A 17706-nucleotide genomic window follows, 5' to 3' on the forward strand; every position below is an offset into this window, starting at 1 on the left:
ATAGTGTATGAGCAAAAATTACGAAAATGACTTTTTCCGACTATGGACAAGACCCACCGGGATAAAAAAAGAGACTATCCATTCGGTCAATTCTGACCTTCCGAAATAGTCCCATCTCGTGTTGCTTATCCTTTTCGAGGCACATCAAAGCTCCAAAAGTCTTTGGCAATATGACTGTTGCTGTGATGATGCTGTGCTTCTTGCAGCAGTTCCAGCACAGCGTCTCCTTGGTAGCGCGAACTAATGTGCGTCATGATCAAGGCATTCACTCCTGCTTCCTGTGCAATCCGCGCCGCATCCGTTGAGGTCGCATGATCGAAAGAATAAGCTAATTCCTGCTTATCCATAGCAAATGTCGCCTCATGTACAAGTACATCGGCGCCTCGAGCCAAAAGCTGAGCCCCGCTGCAGTAGCGCGTATCACCGAGTATGACGACGATGCGTCCGGGAATCGGCGCACCCAAGAAATCGGCGCCATGCAGCGTGCGTCCATCCTCAAGCTGAACCGTCTGCCCTTGCTTAAGCTTCCCGTAGATTGGCCCGGCGGGGATACCTAGCTCCGTCAACTTATCCAACATCAGCTTCCCGGGTTGATCCTTCTCGATGATCCGATATCCGAAACATTCGATGCGATGCTCCAAACGCGCAGTCTCAACCAAGAAGGTGTCATCTTCGAACAGGAGTCCCTCCTCCTCGATTTCCACAATCTTCAGTGCATAGGTCAGATGCGCGCCGCTAACTTCAAGAGCCGTGTCAACAAATCGTTTGAGCCCCGGAGGGCCAAACATCGTAAGCGGTGTATCGCCACCCAAATACGAGCGGCTGGTTAATAAGCCTGGCAGTCCGTATAAATGGTCTCCATGCAAATGTGTGATGAACAGCATCTCCGTACGCCCGAGCTTTACGGGAGAGTTCATAATTTGCTGTTGGGTGCCTTCACCACAGTCAAATAACCAATAGGTCCCCCGTTCATCCAGCAAGTTAAGAGCAATCGATGTAACATTACGCTGCTTGGAAGGCATGCCTGCCCCTGTTCCCAAAAAATAAAGTTCCACGTTCCAAAACCCCAATCTCTCTGAAAATCACAGTTGGTAACACGGAAAGCGAGGTCGCTGCCGAACATAGTGTTCGAGCAAGCTGCCTCGCTTTATGCCATAACTTTTCTTAGCCTACATTGAAATAACGCGCTTCTTTGTGGGCAAACACGATAGCCGATACCGACGCTTCCGGCTCCATCATGAAGGATTCTGTCAGCTCAACGCCAATATCTTCCGGTTTCAGAAGATTGAATAGCTTGGCTTGATCTTCGAGATTCGGACATGCCGGATAACCGAATGAGAATCGTTGGCCAATGTATTTGGCTCCAAATCTCTCCTGCATCGTCATATCGACGCGATCTGCGATCCCCCATACATCCCTCATAATATGGTGGATGCGCTCTGCAAAGCCTTCCGCTACTTCTAGTGCAGTCGCTTGCAGTGCATGGGATTTCAAGTAATCCCCTTTATCACGCCATTCCCTAGCCAGCTCATTAATATCATGCCCAGCTGTCACAAGCAAGAAGCCTACATAATCCATCTGACCGCTCTCTACGGACTTCAAATAGTCAGCTAAGCACAGATACGGTTCTTTGTCTTGACGCGGGAACGTGAAGGTCTCAAGAACTTTGCTGTGATCTTGCGGATCGTAGACAATCACATCGTTTCCGCTTGATTGCGCCGGGAAGAAACGGTACATACCATGCGCTTTAATGATCCCGTTATTTTGAGCAGCGTACAGAATTGAATCGACTGTATCTTTTAGCTGCATGGCCTTCGTATCCCTATCGCTAAGCAGGGCTTCAACCTTCCCTTTGAGACCGAGATGATGGCCGAGCAGCATTTGCATGTTCACATAAGGCATAAGATGGCTAATCGGGTAATCTCTCATGATATGGCGCTCTGTATCTTGCGGCACTTGTACAGGCAAATCCTTGGACACAGCAGATGAACTCACGCGCGTAAGCTGCGGCAGTTTCTCTTCCTTCTTGCCTGTATCCATAACATCGGATTCCAGATTTTCTCTTAGCTCCTGGATGAGACGTTTACGCTGCTCAGGATCGCTTAATCGATTGGCGATATCCAGACCGTCCATGGCATCCTTCGCATAGAGAACTACACCTTCGTACTCCGGTTGAATACGAGTTTTGGTGAATTTCCGTGTCAACGCGGCGCCACCAACCAGAATCGGCACATCTACACCTGCAGTACGCAAATCTTGTGCGGTAATAACCATCTGCTGAGCGGATTTTACCAATAGACCCGATAAACCGATAGCATCTGCGTTTTCTTTGCGCTGTGCTTCTATAATTTGCTCAGGCGGTACTTTGATCCCAAGGTTTACAATCTTGTAGCCATTGTTCGACAAAATAATTTCGACCAAATTTTTACCGATATCATGCACATCACCTTTAACGGTTGCCAAAATAATTTTACCTTTGACAGCTGTTTCGGATTTCTCCATAAAAGGTTCCAAATAACTAACGGATGCTTTCATGACCTCAGCACTTTGAAGAACTTCAGCAACAATCAATTCATTTCCATTGAAAAGGCGGCCTACTTCCTCCATCCCTCTCATAAGCGGTCCATTAATGACTTCAAGAGGTGAATAAGTTTGCAGCGCAATCTCCAGATCTGGAATTAACCCTTCCTTCGTGCCTTCTACCACATAAGAACCAAGGCGCTCTTCCAAGGTCAGATTGGAGATCTTCTCCTTCTTCTCGACCTTCTTCTCACGGAAATGTGCGACAAATTTCGCCAAAGTCTCATCATTCGTATTGTAAATCAGTTCCTCAGCCAGTTGACGTTCTTCCTCTGAAATAGAGGCATAACGCTCCAACTTCTCTGTGTTCACAATCGCATAATCAAGGCCGGCTTTTGTACAATGGTACAAATAAACCGAGTTCAACACTTCGCGTCCAGCATCCGGTAATCCGAATGAGATATTACTCAAACCAAGAATGGTTTTGGCTCTTGGATATTTCTCTTTAATCAGCTTGATTCCTTCGATTGTTTCCACTGCAGAACCGATATACTGCGGATCTCCCGAACCGACAGGGAACATATTTGGATCAAAAATGATATCCTCCGGATTCATCCCGTATTTCTCAGTTAGCAATTCATAAGCACGCGTTGCTACTTCAATCTTCGCTTCGCGCGATACAGCCTGGCCCCGTTCATCAATGAGAATACAAACAACCGCCGCGCCATATCGATGAATAAGAGGTAAAATCCCGGCAAATTTCGATTCGCCATCTTCGAGGTTAATGGAGTTAATAATCGCTTTACCTTGCGAATATTTAAGCCCTAGCTCGATAATGTGATCATACGTGGAGTCAATCATTAAAGGCACCTTCACCTTTTTGACCACCTGCTGCATGAACTCTTCTACCGCGTAAGCCTCATCAATATCCGTGTCCTGCAAGTTGATATCGATGATGTGTGCTCCGTTTTTCACTTGATTACGCGCAATTTCCGAACCTTCTTCAAATTTGCCTTCTTTAATCAAGCGCTTGAATTTACGCGAGCCCGAAATATTCGTTCGTTCACCAACCATGATGGGACGGTTCTCAGGTTCGATAAATAAGGTTTCAATCCCCGAAACAGCGGGTAAATGTGTCCCATATTCCATTCTAGGTTTGTAAACGCTAAGTGTTTCAGCCATAGCACGAATGTGCTCAGGTGTTGTTCCACAGCATCCGCCGGCAATATTAAGCCAGCCCTGCTCGGCGAAACCGGCCATTTTCTTGGCCAAGGATTCCGGCGATTCATGATAATGACCATTCTCATCCGGCAATCCGGCGTTGGGATAACAGCTGATTGCGGTCTCCGCAATACCCGCCAGCGTTCGAATGTGATCCCGCATGAACTCAGGGCCTGTAGCACAGTTCAATCCCATAGAAATAGGTTTCAAATGCTCAAGTGAAATATAGAACGACTCGATATTTTGCCCAGCAAGTGTTGTTCCCATTGGTTCAATCGTTCCCGAGATCATAATCGGAAGCTCGAAGCCCAACTTCTCGAAAGCTCTACGAATACCAATGCTTCCCGCTTTCACATTCAGTGTATCTTGCGATGTTTCCAGAAGAATCGCATCGACCCCAGCTTCACATAACGCTAAAGCTTGTTCGTAATAGCTTTCCTCCAGCTGGTCGAACGTGACGCCTCCGGTCACTGATAACGTTTTGGTCGTTGGCCCCATAGCGCCTACGACATATCGCGGCCATTCCGGCGTTGAATATTTGTTTGCTGCCTCGATCGCCAACTTGGCTGCAGCGAGATTCAACTCGCGGTGACGGTCTTGCAAATCATACTCGGCAAGTACTACACTTGTCGTTCCAAATGTGTTCGTTTCGATCATATCCGCGCCTGCGGCGAAATAAGCTTCATGAATCTTACGAATCACATCCGGGCGAGTTACGCATAGAATTTCATTACAGCCGTCTAAATCATCGCCTCCGAAATCTTCAGCTGTTAAATTCTCTTGCTGAATCATGGTACCCATGGCGCCATCGAGGATCATGATCTTTTTCTTTAGCTGCTCTTGAATCGGTGGTTTAGACATGAAATGACTCCCTTTCAACTTATCCTGAAGCGATAGATAATAAATAATCGACAAATTATGTTAAGATTTAGTGTAACAGAATACGGCTTCTATGAAAAGATTTTGAATTATCATAAAAACCTATAGGTTTTATCGGGTAAACTTATGATCTTGCATCGACAGCGCACACCATTTCCACTATAATACAAGTATATTTACTAAGAAAGAGGGATGCTGCATGGCACAAATTAGAATTCGCAATACGAATGAACGAATCGAAGGCGAAGAGCAAGTCAAAGCCTTCTTGGATAGCCAAGAAGTTGTATATGAACATTGGGATGCGAACAAGCTTCCTGAAGAACTGCGCGAGAAATTCGTACTAAATGATGAAGAGAAAGCTCAAATCATCAGCACTTATGAGCCGGAAATCCGTGATTTGGCGGCTAGACGCGGTTACGAAATCTGGGATGTTATCTCCCTTTCCGATGCTACACCGAATATCGAAGAACTGCTTACGAAGTTTGAGCAAGTTCATACACACACAGAAGATGAGATTCGCGCTATCGTTTCTGGTAAAGGGATCTTCATCATTAAATCCGAGGAACTCGGTTATTTCGATGTTGAACTTGAGCCAGGAGATGTCATCTCGGTTCCTGAGAACACGAACCACTTCTTTACATTGATGGATAATCGTCAAATCGTTGCCGTACGTCTTTTCATTGAAAAAGATGGATGGGTCGCTTATAACGTGGAAGATCCTACTTTCATCAAAGCCTAATACTTTATCTTAGAAGAAAGCCCAACAGCGCAGGACTCCTTGTCCAAACCGCCGTTGGGCTTTTCGTTATGCTCTATTCAGCATTAGCGATAATCTGTAAAACTTCCTCTAAGCGCGATACCTCATTAGCAGGAACAATCTCGTCTCCACTTTGTAGCCCATGATGATTGATCCAAATATTGCGCATGCCTACACGTCCGGAACCAAGGATATCTGTCGTCAATTTATCACCGATCATGATCCCTTCTTCCGGTTTGATCCCCAGAAGTTCCAGCGCATGGTGGAAAATAGAAACGTCCGGTTTACCCACACCAAATTCCCCGGAAATGACAATATGATCGAAATAGGACGTAATAGCTGGTACGCCAGCTAATTTTTCTTTTTGAAGATCAGGCGATCCGTTTGTTAGGAGAAGCAGCTTGTAGTTACCCTTCAATGCATCCAACACACGGAACGTTTCTTCATAAACGTATGGTCGCTTGCGGCGTTCAGCAGGAAAAAGCTCGCCGAGCTTGTAGCCTAGCTCTGAATCTTCTACGCCTAACGCGCGAAGTCCACGGGTCCACGCTTCCGTGCGATAGCCTGGCGCTAATGCTTCCAACTTGCGAAAATTCTCATTTTCACCTTGCGTGAAATTAGCCCAAAGTCCTTCAAACGGATTAATACCAATCATCTTGGTGAACGGAAAAGGTTCATAGGATTCGTATAAAGCACGGGCTTCTTTACGAACAGCGGCTTCCAATTCTACTGGATTCACCGCCGCGTGTTTGGCTGCTTCCGCGCAAGTAGCTTCAAAAGCTTCTTGTACACTGCGGTCATCCCACAAGAGCGTATCGTCTAAATCAAAAAGTACAGCCTTCAACGTCATCATTCATTTCCCCTTTGAATGTTGTTTCTATGTGAAAAAGCAACTACTCTTCGTCCGTGAACTTGATGGAATCAAGTTGAACTTTAAGATTGCCTCGGAAAGCCTCAATATATTTTTTTCTCAGTTCATTTCGTTCATCGATTTCCGCATCCGTTAAGCCAACGGTTTTCGCTTTACGAGCAAGCTCATTAATGCGTTCGATGTTTTTTTCCATACTGTCACTCATAGTGATCCTCCAGTTCAAAAATTCAATATGACTATTACTTTGCCATCCCTCTAGTGGAATGTCAAGAAAACAACAAAAAGAGGCATAGGAATAATTCCTAGCCTCTATTAGTCTATTTCCATTCCATAGGAAAGCAATGATTAAGGGAGCAATAAAACCTGTCCTTCTTTCAAGGAGCTCGTAGTTAAATGATTTTTCGTCTTAATCTCATCTATATAAGAACGAATGTTCTCTCCATTTTTCTTATGAGCTGTCGCAATGCCCCAGAGCGTATCCCCCTCTTGAATGACAACTTGCTCCTGAATAACTTTCTTGGTCTCAGCGTGATTTGATAAGCTGCTCGTCGGCGAAGACGCCGCTGCATAAGCTTGTACCATGGCACCGAATGAGAACACAGTCCCCAGAATTAATGCAATGAAAAGAAACCGAATGATTGTTTTCGTATTGCGTAATTTGCTTGCAATCCCTTTGGACGCGGTAGTTAATCTATGAGGTGTGCGTGAATTTGTAGTGTGTGAGTAGGCCATATACATGAGTAATCATCCCCCAAACATTTGTTCTGTTTTTAGAATAACACGAACATACGTTTGAGTCAACGATTTATTCGAACTTATGTTTGTACGAACTCGGGTTCTATGTTATACTTTGGGTAATGATTCCCAGTATTGGAGTGATAACTATTGAGTAAGATTTCACAGCGTCAACAAGCTATTTTAGAATACATTAAGAACGAAGTGAAAGATAAGGGTTACCCGCCTTCCGTACGTGAGATCGGCGAGGCTGTCGGACTAGCCTCCAGTTCAACCGTTCACGGGCATTTGGAGCGTCTTGAGAAGAAAGGTTTGATTCGTCGAGATCCAACAAAACCTCGGGCTATCGAGATTCTTGGCTTAGACGGTGCCGAGACTCATTTCGCTGTTTCCGTTGCACGTGTTCCGCTCGTAGGTAAAGTAACCGCTGGGGTGCCGATTACGGCGACAGAGAACATCGAAGACTACTTCCCTCTTCCAGTCAGCATGGTCGGAGATAACAATGTGTTTATGCTTAGCGTCATGGGAGACAGTATGATCGAAGCCGGCATACATAACGGCGATTATGTCATCGTCAAGCAGCAACAGACAGCGAACAACGGTGACATCGTTGTCGCGATGACGGAAGACGACGAAGCTACGGTCAAACGTTTTTACAAAGAGAAGGATCATATCCGTCTTCAACCGGAAAACTCTGCTTTGAAGCCAATTCTCTTGAAAAATGTTACGATTCTAGGGCGTGTCATTGGATTATTCCGCGATATGTAAGACTAAGAAGGACCGTCAGGTGAACTATCCTGACGGTCCTTTTTGTGTAGCATTTGTACACACCAATCCCAAATCCAGCTAAGGCGTCTCCAAAAGGTGCTTTTTCTTACAAATAAGGGAGTTTAGTTCCCCCTATAGAACAAAAAAACCGAAGGACATTTTGTCCCTCGTTTTTTTTACTGGTCAAAGGTTCGTGTTTACTCACGCTTTTTCTAAAACGCAAGCGCCCAATTCCCCTGACGGAAAATAGGCTCCAAACTGCCATCCTGAAGCACACCGTCAATCTCAAGATCAGCCGTCCCAATCATGAAATCCACGTGGATAAGACTTGTGTTCCCGCCTCTTACTTTCAGCTCCTCGTTGGATAAAGAAGCCCCATCCTTCATATTGATCGGATAACAGCTGCCCAAAGCAAGGTGACAAGAGGCATTTTCATCAATGCCTGTATTGTAAAAAATCCGTTTTAGATTGGATATCGGCGAATCATAGGGAACAAGTGCGACTTCGCCTAAATAGCGAGCCCCTTCGTCCATTTCCAATAACCTGGTCAAATGCTCATGGCCGACCTCTGCTTTATAATCTACGACCTTACCATCTTCAAACTTGAACGAAAACTTATCAACCAATGCGCCATTCACATTCAGCGGCATGGTACTTGTAACCGTCCCGTTAACACCTGTCCGTTTGGGCATCGTAAATACTTCTTCCGTCGGCATATTCGCAACAAAGCGAATCCCTCTTGCGTTCGCCTTATCCCCTCCAAGCCAAATATGGCCATCTGGCAGCTCTACGCGCAAATCTGTCCCAGCGGCCCGATATTGCAACGCTGCATATTGCTTATCGTTCAGCACCTTGCGAACGCGCTTCAACTGCTCAATATGTGCACGCCATGCGCTAACCGGATCGTTTTCATACACACGATTGAACCGGAAAATAGCGTCCCACATCGCATCCATCCGCTCTTCTTCAGGAAGATCCGCGTACACTTTGGAAGCCCAAGCAGCAGTCGGAGCTTTAATTAAGCACCAGCTGAACGTGCTCGTTCTTACATATTTTTGATATTTTGACCGTGCTGTTGCCATAGCTTTGGAAGCTCTGGAAATCACACCAGGTTCAATGCCGGCGTACAAATCTGGATCCGGCACCTTAATATTCAGAAGTGCGCCGCCATTCTCAACAAAACGCTCCAACATATCCGTGTACCACACTGGGTAGTAGTCGAGTGCATCATCATGAGCCGTCTCTAAGCGCGCACGCGTCAGGAAATCATCTTGCCAATTCACCTGCACATAGTTCGCTCCAGCCTCATAAGCCTTCTTAACAATGAGGCGCGTCAAGTCCAAGCATTCGATCGGCGACTCAATCATTAGGTCTTGACCTTTGGTCAAATTAACGCCAATTTTTACCACTAATTCCGCATATTTCTCTAAGTTGACTAAAAAGTTATCCATATGAGTTCCTGCTCCTTCGCATGAAAAAGCCCATCAGTTCAGGACGCGCCTGAATCATGACGGGCTATCTTATCTAGTTTTCAAACGTTGCTAATGATCTTAATACAAGGACAGATATTGATCTCTTTCCCATTGGTGTACTTGGGTGCGGTACATATCCCACTCGATTTCTTTGAGCTCATAGAAATGTGCTAAAGCATGTTCGCCTAATGTGTCGCAGATAACATCATCGCGCAGCAGCTCGTCCAAAGCTTGTTTCAAGTTGAGTGGCAAGCTTGGAATGCCTTGGCTTTCTCTCTCTTCTTCCGTCATCACATAAATGTTACGATCCGTTGGAGGAGGCAGCTGCATTTTGTTTTTGATGCCGTCCAGGCCAGCCGCAAGCATAACAGCAAGCGCCAAGTATGGGTTCGCAGCCGGATCCGGATTACGAACTTCAACGCGCGTGCTTAAGCCGCGGGAAGCCGGGATACGAATCATCGGACTACGGTTGCTCGCAGACCATGCGACGTAACAAGGTGCTTCGTAGCCAGGTACGAGACGTTTATAGGAGTTAACCGTAGGGTTCGTAATCGCTGCAAAGGAACGGGCATGGCGAAGTACACCTGCCATATAATGTCTTGCAACATTACTTAAACCTAACTTGTCGGACTCATCGTAAAACGCATTGGTTTCACCTTTGAATAAGGATTGGTGACAGTGCATGCCAGAACCGTTCATGCCGAACAATGGCTTAGGCATAAAGGAAGCATGTAGACCATGCTGTCTAGCAACGGTTTTGACAACGAGTTTAAACGTTTGAATTTGATCGGCCGCTTTAATCGCATCCGCATATTTGAAGTCGATTTCGTGCTGACCAGGAGCTACTTCATGGTGAGATGCTTCAATCTCAAAGCCCATTTCTTCCAGCGTTAGCACGATATCGCGACGGCAGTTTTCACCGAGATCCATCGGAGCCAAATCAAAGTATCCGCCTTGATCGTTCAGTTCAGTCGTCGGATTACCTTTTTCATCGGTTTTGAACAAGAAAAACTCCGGTTCAGGACCAACATTCATCGCTGTGTAGCCGAGTTCTTCCGCTTGCTTCAGCGCTGTTTTCAAGATAGCGCGAGGATCGCCAGGGAATGGACGCCCATCCGGCAAATAGATATCGCAGATCAAGCGAGCCACTTTGCTTTCCGTTACCCAAGGGAAGATCACCCATGTATCCAAATCCGGGTACAGGTACATATCAGACTCTTCAATACGCACATAACCTTCGATGGAAGAACCGTCAAACATCATTTTGTTGTCTAACGCTTTTTCAAGCTGGCTGAAAGGAATCTCAACGTTCTTGATACTTCCCATCAAGTCCGTAAACTGCAAGCGAATGAAGCGAACATTTTGTTCTCTAGCAATGCGCAAAATATCTTCTTTGGTATAGTTGTTGTTGTAAGTCACGTTCATTCTCCTCTCATTTTACAAGCGCTTACGGAGTGTTATTTATAAAAACGGGAAAGCTGTCCTTGGATGAGGGAAACCTGATCCGGACGCTTGCCCCCGCCTATCAACTGCTGTTTAAGCATTTTGTGCAGTTGGGAGTCGGTTAGTTCCTTACGTTTAACTTCCGTATGCTCGTTCAAAATCGTAGCATCTTCCGAATCTTTATCGACGGGGATGAGCACCTGCTTGATCCCTGCGATGTTCACGCCTTTTTCAATCAAATCTTTAATTTCAAGTAGTCGTTCAACATCATTAAAGGAGTAAAGTCGTTGATTGCCGCCTGTTCTGGCTGGAATAATAAGCTCATGCTGCTCGTAATATCGAATTTGTCTTGCGGTTAGATCCGTCAGCTTCATGACGATCCCGATAGGGAATAACGCCATATTTCTACGTATTTCATCACTCATGCTAATCACTCCTGCAAAGTTAAGTACCTCTCCTATATTGTACCTAAGTAACAAAAACGTGTCAAGGAGTGTAAGGTTTGTTCACAGACTTATTTTTCAAAGCAATCCCTTGTCTACCATATGTTGGATTGCCGTAAGCACCCCTAACTTACAATGTGAATAGGTAAGTCCTCCCTGCATATACGCGATGAACGGCTCGCGGATCGGAGCATCGGCGGACAGCTCCAGGCTGCCGCCCTGGATGAAAGTCCCAGCCGCCATAATGACGGGATGCTCATAGCCGGGCATATCCCACGGCTCAGGCACCACGTGCGAATCCACGGCAGCCGCTTTCTGGATGCCCTGCACGAACGTGATCAGGTGATCCGCCGACGTGAAACGGATCGCTTGGATTAAATCCGTCCGCTGAGCGTCCCAACGCGGATGGCTCTCGAAGCCCAGCTGTTCGAATACGGCGCTTGCGAACACCGAGCCCTTAACCGCTTGCCCAACCAGATGCGGGGCAAGGAATAGCCCTTGAAACATGGCTCGCGTAGCACCGAGCATGGCCCCAACCTCGCCCCCAATGCCAGGGGCGGTCAATCGATAGGCGGCAAGGTCCACGAGATCCTGCCGCCCGGCAATATAGCCGCCGGATGGCGCTATGCCGCCTCCGGGGTTTTTGATCAGTGAACCGGCCATCAGATCGACACCAACCTGTGTCGGCTCCTGCAGCTCGGTGAACTCCCCATAGCAATTATCGACGAAAACGATAAGATTGGGGTTTACTTCTTTGACGAATCGGACCATCTCTCCGATTTGTTCGATTGTGAACGACTGCCGCCAGGAGTAGCCGCGTGAGCGTTGAATGCCGATCACCTTCGTGTTCGGCTGAATAGCAGCTGCGATAGCCGCCCAGTCGGGCGATCCATCCTCCAGCAAGGCTACCTCGTCGTAGCCTATACCGAAGTCCTGCAGCGAGCCTGTGCCGTCGCCAGGTTTGCCAATCACCTTATGCAAGGTGTCATAGGGCTTCCCTGTGATGTAAAGTAGATGTTCGCCTGGTCGAAGCACACCGAACAATGCCGTCCCAATCGTGTGTGTTCCTGACACAAAATGCGGTCGAACAAGCGCTGCCTCTGCTCCAAAGCTATCCGCATACACAAGATCGAGCACCTCTCTGCCACGATCATTGTACCCATAACCTGTGGAGGAGGCAAAATGGTAATCACTTACTTTATGTTTCTGAAAAGCGTTGATCACTTTCCATTGATTCAGATCGATTGTTTTTTCAATGTGACGAAAAGCGCTTTCGGCTTGGCGTTCAGCACTTTCCATCAACGACATGACTTTATCCCCAAATTGCATGATTAATAAATCTCTCCCTCGCTGTCCTCTTGCTGCCCTTGCTTCGCCTGTTGGTCATAAGCAACCAACTGATAAGCTACTTTTACATAATCATCTTTGTTCACACGGACTTTGAACACCATATCCTCGCCGTCCACATCCGTCTCAAGCACTTCTCCGATTCGGTACATCAAAGAGATGACGTCTCCTTTATCAGCAGGAATACGAAACTCTTTGCTCTCCCCCATCAACTTCTCTTGAATAGCGATCCGCAAACGTTCCAAATCCTCTTGATCGAAAGCGCTGATCTTCAGAAATTCTCCTTCGGCCGTCAGCATTTCTCGCTCTTCCTGAGAACAAGCATCGATTTTGTTGAAAATCGTAAGTTGTTCCTTCTGATGCGCGCCTAGCTCCTGAAGTACTTCACCTACGACACGCATCTGCTCATTGCGCATATCTGTGGAGCTGTCAACGACATGAAGAATGAGATCGGCTTCATTGGCCTCCTCCAAGGTAGCACGGAATGAAGCTACAAGATCATGCGGCAGATTTTGAATAAATCCTACGGTATCTGTAAGAACGATCTCTTTGCCGCTTGGCAGTTCCATCGTTCGTGATGTCGGGTCTAAAGTTGCAAAAAGCTGATTCTCAATATAGACGTCTGCTTGCGTCAATTGTTTCAATAATGTTGATTTGCCGGCATTCGTATAGCCAACCAGGGCAACCTGGAACACTCCGGTCTTCTTCCTTCGCTCCCGGTGCAGGGTACGATGTCGAACGACTTCTTCAAGCTGTGCCTTCAACTCGTCTATACGACCCCGGATATGCCTGCGATCTGTCTCCAGCTTGGACTCCCCGGGTCCTCTCGTACCGATACCGCCGCCTAGCCTGGAAAGGTTCTTCCCTTGGCCGGAAAGCCTTGGAAGCAAATAGCTGAGCTGTGCCAGTTCAACCTGGATAATGCCTTCTCGCGTCTTGGCGCGCTGCGCGAATATATCTAGAATAAGCTGTGTGCGATCAATGATTTTGACGTCGAGAGCCGCTTCCAGATTACGGACTTGAGCCCCCGATAACTCTTGATCAAATATCGCCGTGTTGCCTCCCAACTCTTCCAACATTGCCTTAAGTTCATCGACTTTCCCTTTTCCGATGAACCATTTGCTATCCTTCGTCTCTTTGTTCTGCGTCATGGTTTCCAAAACCTGAACACCAGCGGTTTCAGCCAGTTTCACGAGCTCTTGGAGCGAATATTCGGCAATAGCTTCATTGCGCTTCTGTTTCTGTGTAACCAGACTTACGAGCACAGCACGATCATCGATTTCTTTTTCAACCATATGTGAAGTTGTTTTCATAAGTGATTGTTCTCCTTTACCTTGCACTTTCACGATTGAAATCCACTTAAATCGGCAGATTCCTTCATCATTGTGTAGGAAATGCTTGGGAAAGTCAATTTGCTGCGAAGGAAAATTCAATTATAGCAATATCAACAAGAAAAAAAGCCATTTAACTTAAAAAAGTTAAACAGCTTTCTTAATGTTCATTTAAACTTCATATCTTCGGGCCGTATCGACATTAATTCCGATTTGGAAGGGGCATTCACATATTGACTGAGCAGCCTCACCGCTTGATGCCTCATCGCTTTCTCCAGAATATTACGAACGTATCTTGCATTGCTAAAAGCCCGCCAAGTTGCTGCCTTCTCCTCCATCAAATGCTGTTTAAGCTTCATTACCGTTTGCGGCATAAGCACATATTCACGGTCTTTGGCCATAAGTTCCGTAATCTGAATTAATTGTTCAATTGGATAATCCTCAAAATCAATTTGAATCGGGAACCTGGAAGGCAACCCGGGATTCGTAGCAAGGAATTGCTCCATCTCGTCGCTATAGCCGGCAAGAATCAGAATAAAGTCATTCTTTTTATCCTCCATGCCTTTGACCAGCGCATCGATCGATTCCTTCCCGAAGTCTTTATCCCCACCACGCGCCAAGCTGTAGGCTTCATCGATGAACAGGATACCGCCCATCGCCTTTTTCATCAATTCCCTCGTCTTCAGAGCTGTATGTCCAATGTATTCGCCTACGAGATCTGCCCGTTCCACTTCAATAAAGTGCCCCTTGCTTAGCACACCCATTGCGTGAAACATGCGTCCCATCAGTCGGGCCACCGTCGTTTTCCCCGTTCCGGGACTCCCTTTGAAAATCATATGGTACACATGCGCATTGCTGATTAATCCGGCCTCTGCGCGGAATTGTGAAATTTGGAGCAGCGCATAGATTTCATGCACCAATTCTTTGACATTATCAAGCCCTATCAATTGATTCAGCTCTTTAAAAATATCCGATAACGGACCCTCAAGCGGTGTCCTTTTTCCGGTTTGCTGCGGTTCTGTTTCGGCCTGCGGCGAAGCATGAAGCTGGTCGCCGGCGCTATCAACCGCTCGCCGCTGCTCTGGCTGCCGCAAGACGATGTTGATCTGTCTGGATGGCAAGCTCCGACCACTCATGAGGATCACCTCGTTTACAAGTTGGTTTCGATGGATGGTATCTATCCATCCTACGCTCATTCCTTGTTTTTTAGACCGATCATTAGCGCTTATACCCACAGAAAAAGCCCCCGAGCCAAGTCGGAAGCTTTCAGCTTTATTTGCCATAAGTTTGCGTTAGCGTGTAATGCTCTACAACCGGGAAAGGATCATAGAAATGATGCAGCAGTTTGCGCCATTCCTGGTACTCAGCTGAGCCTCGGAACCCTACGGTATGGTCCTCAAGCGTCTCCCATTGCACAAGGAGCAGATATTTGTTCCCATCTTCGATACAGGACTGCAGTTCATGCGATACATACCCTTTCATTGATGAAATAAGGGATGATGCTTCGCGAAATGCCGCTTCGAATTCTGTATTTTTACCGGCAATCACAGGTAAAATGGCTACTTCCAGAATCATTGCAATTCCTCCTAAAGTTTGAATGTTAGTACCCGAAGGCTTCGTCTTGGAAATGCGAAGTGTCACCGTGAAGACGGATATGCGGCTCGTTATTCACGATTTCAACTAGACTTAAACACGTTGGATGAAAATATGGCGGATTCCAGAGCTCAGCAAGCCCTCTCCGCTCAAAATAAGCCATAATGACTTTCAGCGTTACGGTGTGTGATACCAGTGCAATCGTCTGTCCCTCGTGTGCTGCAAGCAATTGTTCAAGTGCTGGAGTAACCCTCTTCTGCAGATCCGAGTACGTTTCACCTCGCGTTGGACGATACGCTTCAGGATTACGCCAAAAAGCATGGAAATTATCGGGGTCTAATCGCTCAATTTCATCCGAGATGCGCCCCTCCCAGTCGCCTAAATTCATTTCCCGCCACTCATCGGAAGGTTGAATCGCCAGATCACGATTTCCCTTGATAATTCGCGCGGTTTGCAGCGTTCGACCGCTGGTGCTTGCGTACATGGCTTCAAAGGGAACATCTTTCAAAGCGTAGGACAACCATAAAGCTTGCTGCTCGCCTAAGGCCGACAGCGGTGAATCCATATGACCTTGCATGCGCCGCTCCTCGTTCCAAAGCGTCTCCCCGTGCCGGATTAAATATAGTTTCGTCATTACCGGATTTCCCTCCCCCAGGTTGAACCAAATTTAATTAAGTTAACATGAGCAGAGCAACGAAAGAGTCAAGCTCCAAAGCGCCAAAGTACCGCCACATTTCAACGCCATCCAGTCGCTCTCTTACAGCTTTTTCTTCATAACGAGAGCCGCGCAGCACCTCTTCCAGCTCAGCTACATCGCTAGCACCGAAGAAATCGCCATAAATTTTAATATCTTGAATTAGGCCTTCTTCTATTGCTAACCGAGCGTCTAATTTCCCAACACCTTCGAAGCGCTTGGAGTTTTGGACCGTACACTTCGGCGATTTGCCATAGTTCCAGTCCCAGTTCCCGTAACGTTCTTCGGATATGCTGCGAATTTGGCGCCAATCTTCATCTGAAAGCTTGTACGTCGGCACTTGCGACGCCTCCATCCCGAATATGGAGGCCAATAGTTTCAATCGGAATTCTTCAATCGTTAAAGGAGCATCCAGAAACTCAACGATGTTGGCGACTCTGCTGCGAATCGATTTAATTCCCTTGGATTGAATTTTATCAGGGCTAACCTTGAGCGCAGACACGACATTTTCGATCTCAGAGTTGAATAAAAGCGTGCCATGGCTGAACATCCGGCCTTTGGTTGCAAATTGCGCATTGCCTGAAATTTTACGTTCGCCGACCTGGATATCATTTCGTCCTGTTAATGCCGCTTCTACCCCAAGTTTGCGAAGGGCTTCTACGACAGGCTCCGTAAACTTTTGAAAATTGTGAAAAGAATTCCCGTCATCTTTGGTAATGAAACTAAAATTCAAATTGCCTAAGTCATGGTAAACAGCTCCGCCGCCGGATAGTCTGCGAACAACGTGCAAGTTGTGATCTTTCACATATTCCGGATTGATTTCTTCCAGGGTGTTTTGATTTTTGCCAATAATAATAGATGGTTCGTTCATATAAAAAAGCAGGTAACTGTCCTGATCAGGTAGATGCCTTAACGCGTATTCCTCGATCGCCAAGTTGATCCGTGGATCTGTTATTCCTTCGTTATCTATAAATTGCATGCGTATGCTCCTTTTACTAGTTTGATAAATCGGACGTCATCGTTCGATTGAGTGTGGACATGCCCAAAGATCGGTAGAACGCGATGGCACTCTCATTAAATTCCCATACATTAAGCTCAAGGAAGGAAGCCCCCTGATCCCGCGCCCACGCTGCAGATGCTTGATAAAGCAACGTTCCAATGCCTTGCCGCTGGAAGTCAGGAGACACCGCGAGTTCGTTTAAATAAGCGTAAGAGCGTGGCACCAGCGCCTCATAGGAAGGGCTTTTTTTCATCTCCAGCATCGCCACACCCACCACTTGCCCGCTTTTCTCAGCGACCCAAATAACCTTGTTCACCTGATCGGAAAAGCTTCGGTACCACCCCATGGCAACGACACGATCCAATCTTGCAAAATACTTAGGCAAAGCAGCCGCATGCTCCTCTTGACCGAAACGGATGATGGCATTAACTGCCTCATAGTCTTCGGAACGCGCTCGTCGTATGATAAATTCCAAATCATCCACTCCTGTCGCCAGTTTGCCATAAACTTTCCGTTGTTTCATAGCTTACATCAATGGACCGTATTTTTCCACTTTTGATATTGTATTTTTATACATTAATATGTATATTTATTTAAAGCACCTTGAAAAAATCGAAAGGAGTTTACTTTTG

17 protein-coding genes are annotated in these 17706 nt (G+C 46.6%); 2 read left to right on the forward strand and 15 right to left on the reverse strand.

The window, feature by feature from the left end; translation table 11 throughout:
- Positions 1–125: 125 nt before the first annotated feature.
- Both rnz and metH read right to left on the reverse strand, forming a co-directional pair.
- Positions 126–1055, reverse strand: a complete 930-nt coding sequence (gene rnz / locus ACUN27_RS21915) for a ribonuclease Z (protein WP_315949563.1) — start codon at positions 1053–1055, stop codon at positions 126–128.
- Positions 1056–1164: 109 nt separating this feature from the next.
- Positions 1165–4602 (reverse strand): methionine synthase, encoded by a 3438-nt coding sequence (metH, locus tag ACUN27_RS21920; protein WP_445559604.1) that lies wholly within the window; start codon positions 4600–4602, stop codon positions 1165–1167.
- A 217-nt stretch (positions 4603–4819) separates the two neighbouring features.
- On the opposite strand from metH, the gene ACUN27_RS21925 reads away from it, so the two are divergent.
- Positions 4820–5359 carry a 1,2-dihydroxy-3-keto-5-methylthiopentene dioxygenase gene (locus ACUN27_RS21925; RefSeq protein WP_326063118.1) on the forward strand — a complete coding sequence of 180 codons (540 nt, stop codon included), beginning with the start codon at positions 4820–4822 and terminating at the stop codon, positions 5357–5359.
- A 73-nt stretch (positions 5360–5432) separates the two neighbouring features.
- Here the strand turns inward: ACUN27_RS21925 and ACUN27_RS21930 are convergent, their stop codons facing one another.
- The 3 genes from ACUN27_RS21930 to ACUN27_RS21940 form a co-directional block, all read right to left on the reverse strand.
- Positions 5433–6227 (reverse strand): HAD family hydrolase, encoded by a 795-nt coding sequence (locus ACUN27_RS21930; RefSeq protein WP_445560656.1) that lies wholly within the window; start codon positions 6225–6227, stop codon positions 5433–5435.
- A 43-nt stretch (positions 6228–6270) separates the two neighbouring features.
- Positions 6271–6453 carry a DUF896 domain-containing protein gene (locus tag ACUN27_RS21935; RefSeq protein ID WP_145655075.1) on the reverse strand — a complete coding sequence of 61 codons (183 nt, stop codon included), beginning with the start codon at positions 6451–6453 and terminating at the stop codon, positions 6271–6273.
- 140 nt (positions 6454–6593) lie between these two features.
- Positions 6594–6986, reverse strand: a complete 393-nt coding sequence (locus tag ACUN27_RS21940; RefSeq protein WP_315949560.1) for a LysM peptidoglycan-binding domain-containing protein — start codon at positions 6984–6986, stop codon at positions 6594–6596.
- Between the two features lie 147 nt (positions 6987–7133).
- Here ACUN27_RS21940 and lexA point away from each other — a divergent pair, with 147 nt between their 5' ends.
- Positions 7134–7751 carry a transcriptional repressor LexA gene (gene lexA, locus ACUN27_RS21945; protein ID WP_127451671.1) on the forward strand — a complete coding sequence of 206 codons (618 nt, stop codon included), beginning with the start codon at positions 7134–7136 and terminating at the stop codon, positions 7749–7751.
- A 212-nt stretch (positions 7752–7963) separates the two neighbouring features.
- Here lexA and ACUN27_RS21950 read toward each other — a convergent pair whose 3' ends face one another.
- The 10 genes from ACUN27_RS21950 to ACUN27_RS21995 form a co-directional block, all read right to left on the reverse strand.
- Positions 7964–9202: an aminopeptidase gene (locus ACUN27_RS21950; RefSeq protein ID WP_445559605.1), complete on the reverse strand. Its 1239-nt coding sequence runs from the start codon at positions 9200–9202 to the stop codon at positions 7964–7966.
- A gap of 99 nt (positions 9203–9301) precedes the next feature.
- Positions 9302–10642 (reverse strand): type I glutamate--ammonia ligase, encoded by a 1341-nt coding sequence (gene glnA, locus ACUN27_RS21955; RefSeq protein ID WP_315949483.1) that lies wholly within the window; start codon positions 10640–10642, stop codon positions 9302–9304.
- A gap of 38 nt (positions 10643–10680) precedes the next feature.
- Complete coding sequence (locus tag ACUN27_RS21960; protein ID WP_127451665.1) at positions 10681–11091, reverse strand: MerR family transcriptional regulator; 411 nt, start codon at positions 11089–11091, stop codon at positions 10681–10683.
- Between the two features lie 96 nt (positions 11092–11187).
- A complete protein-coding gene (locus tag ACUN27_RS21965; RefSeq protein WP_315949481.1) occupies positions 11188–12438 on the reverse strand; it encodes a methionine gamma-lyase family protein in 1251 nt (416 codons plus the stop codon).
- Positions 12439–12440: 2 nt separating this feature from the next.
- On the reverse strand, positions 12441–13769 hold the full coding sequence (hflX, locus tag ACUN27_RS21970) for a GTPase HflX (protein WP_315949479.1): 1329 nt from the start codon (positions 13767–13769) through the stop codon (positions 12441–12443).
- A gap of 185 nt (positions 13770–13954) precedes the next feature.
- A complete protein-coding gene (locus ACUN27_RS21975; protein ID WP_315949477.1) occupies positions 13955–14923 on the reverse strand; it encodes an AAA family ATPase in 969 nt (322 codons plus the stop codon).
- A 136-nt stretch (positions 14924–15059) separates the two neighbouring features.
- Positions 15060–15362: an antibiotic biosynthesis monooxygenase family protein gene (locus tag ACUN27_RS21980; protein WP_315949476.1), complete on the reverse strand. Its 303-nt coding sequence runs from the start codon at positions 15360–15362 to the stop codon at positions 15060–15062.
- Positions 15363–15387: 25 nt separating this feature from the next.
- Positions 15388–16014 (reverse strand): histidine phosphatase family protein, encoded by a 627-nt coding sequence (locus ACUN27_RS21985; protein WP_315949475.1) that lies wholly within the window; start codon positions 16012–16014, stop codon positions 15388–15390.
- A gap of 37 nt (positions 16015–16051) precedes the next feature.
- On the reverse strand, positions 16052–17053 hold the full coding sequence (locus tag ACUN27_RS21990) for a lipoate--protein ligase (RefSeq protein ID WP_445559606.1): 1002 nt from the start codon (positions 17051–17053) through the stop codon (positions 16052–16054).
- A 16-nt stretch (positions 17054–17069) separates the two neighbouring features.
- A complete protein-coding gene (locus ACUN27_RS21995) occupies positions 17070–17597 on the reverse strand; it encodes a GNAT family N-acetyltransferase (protein ID WP_315949473.1) in 528 nt (175 codons plus the stop codon).
- Positions 17598–17706 lie beyond the last annotated feature (109 nt).

This window comes from Paenibacillus sp. WC2504 (assembly GCF_052682475.1).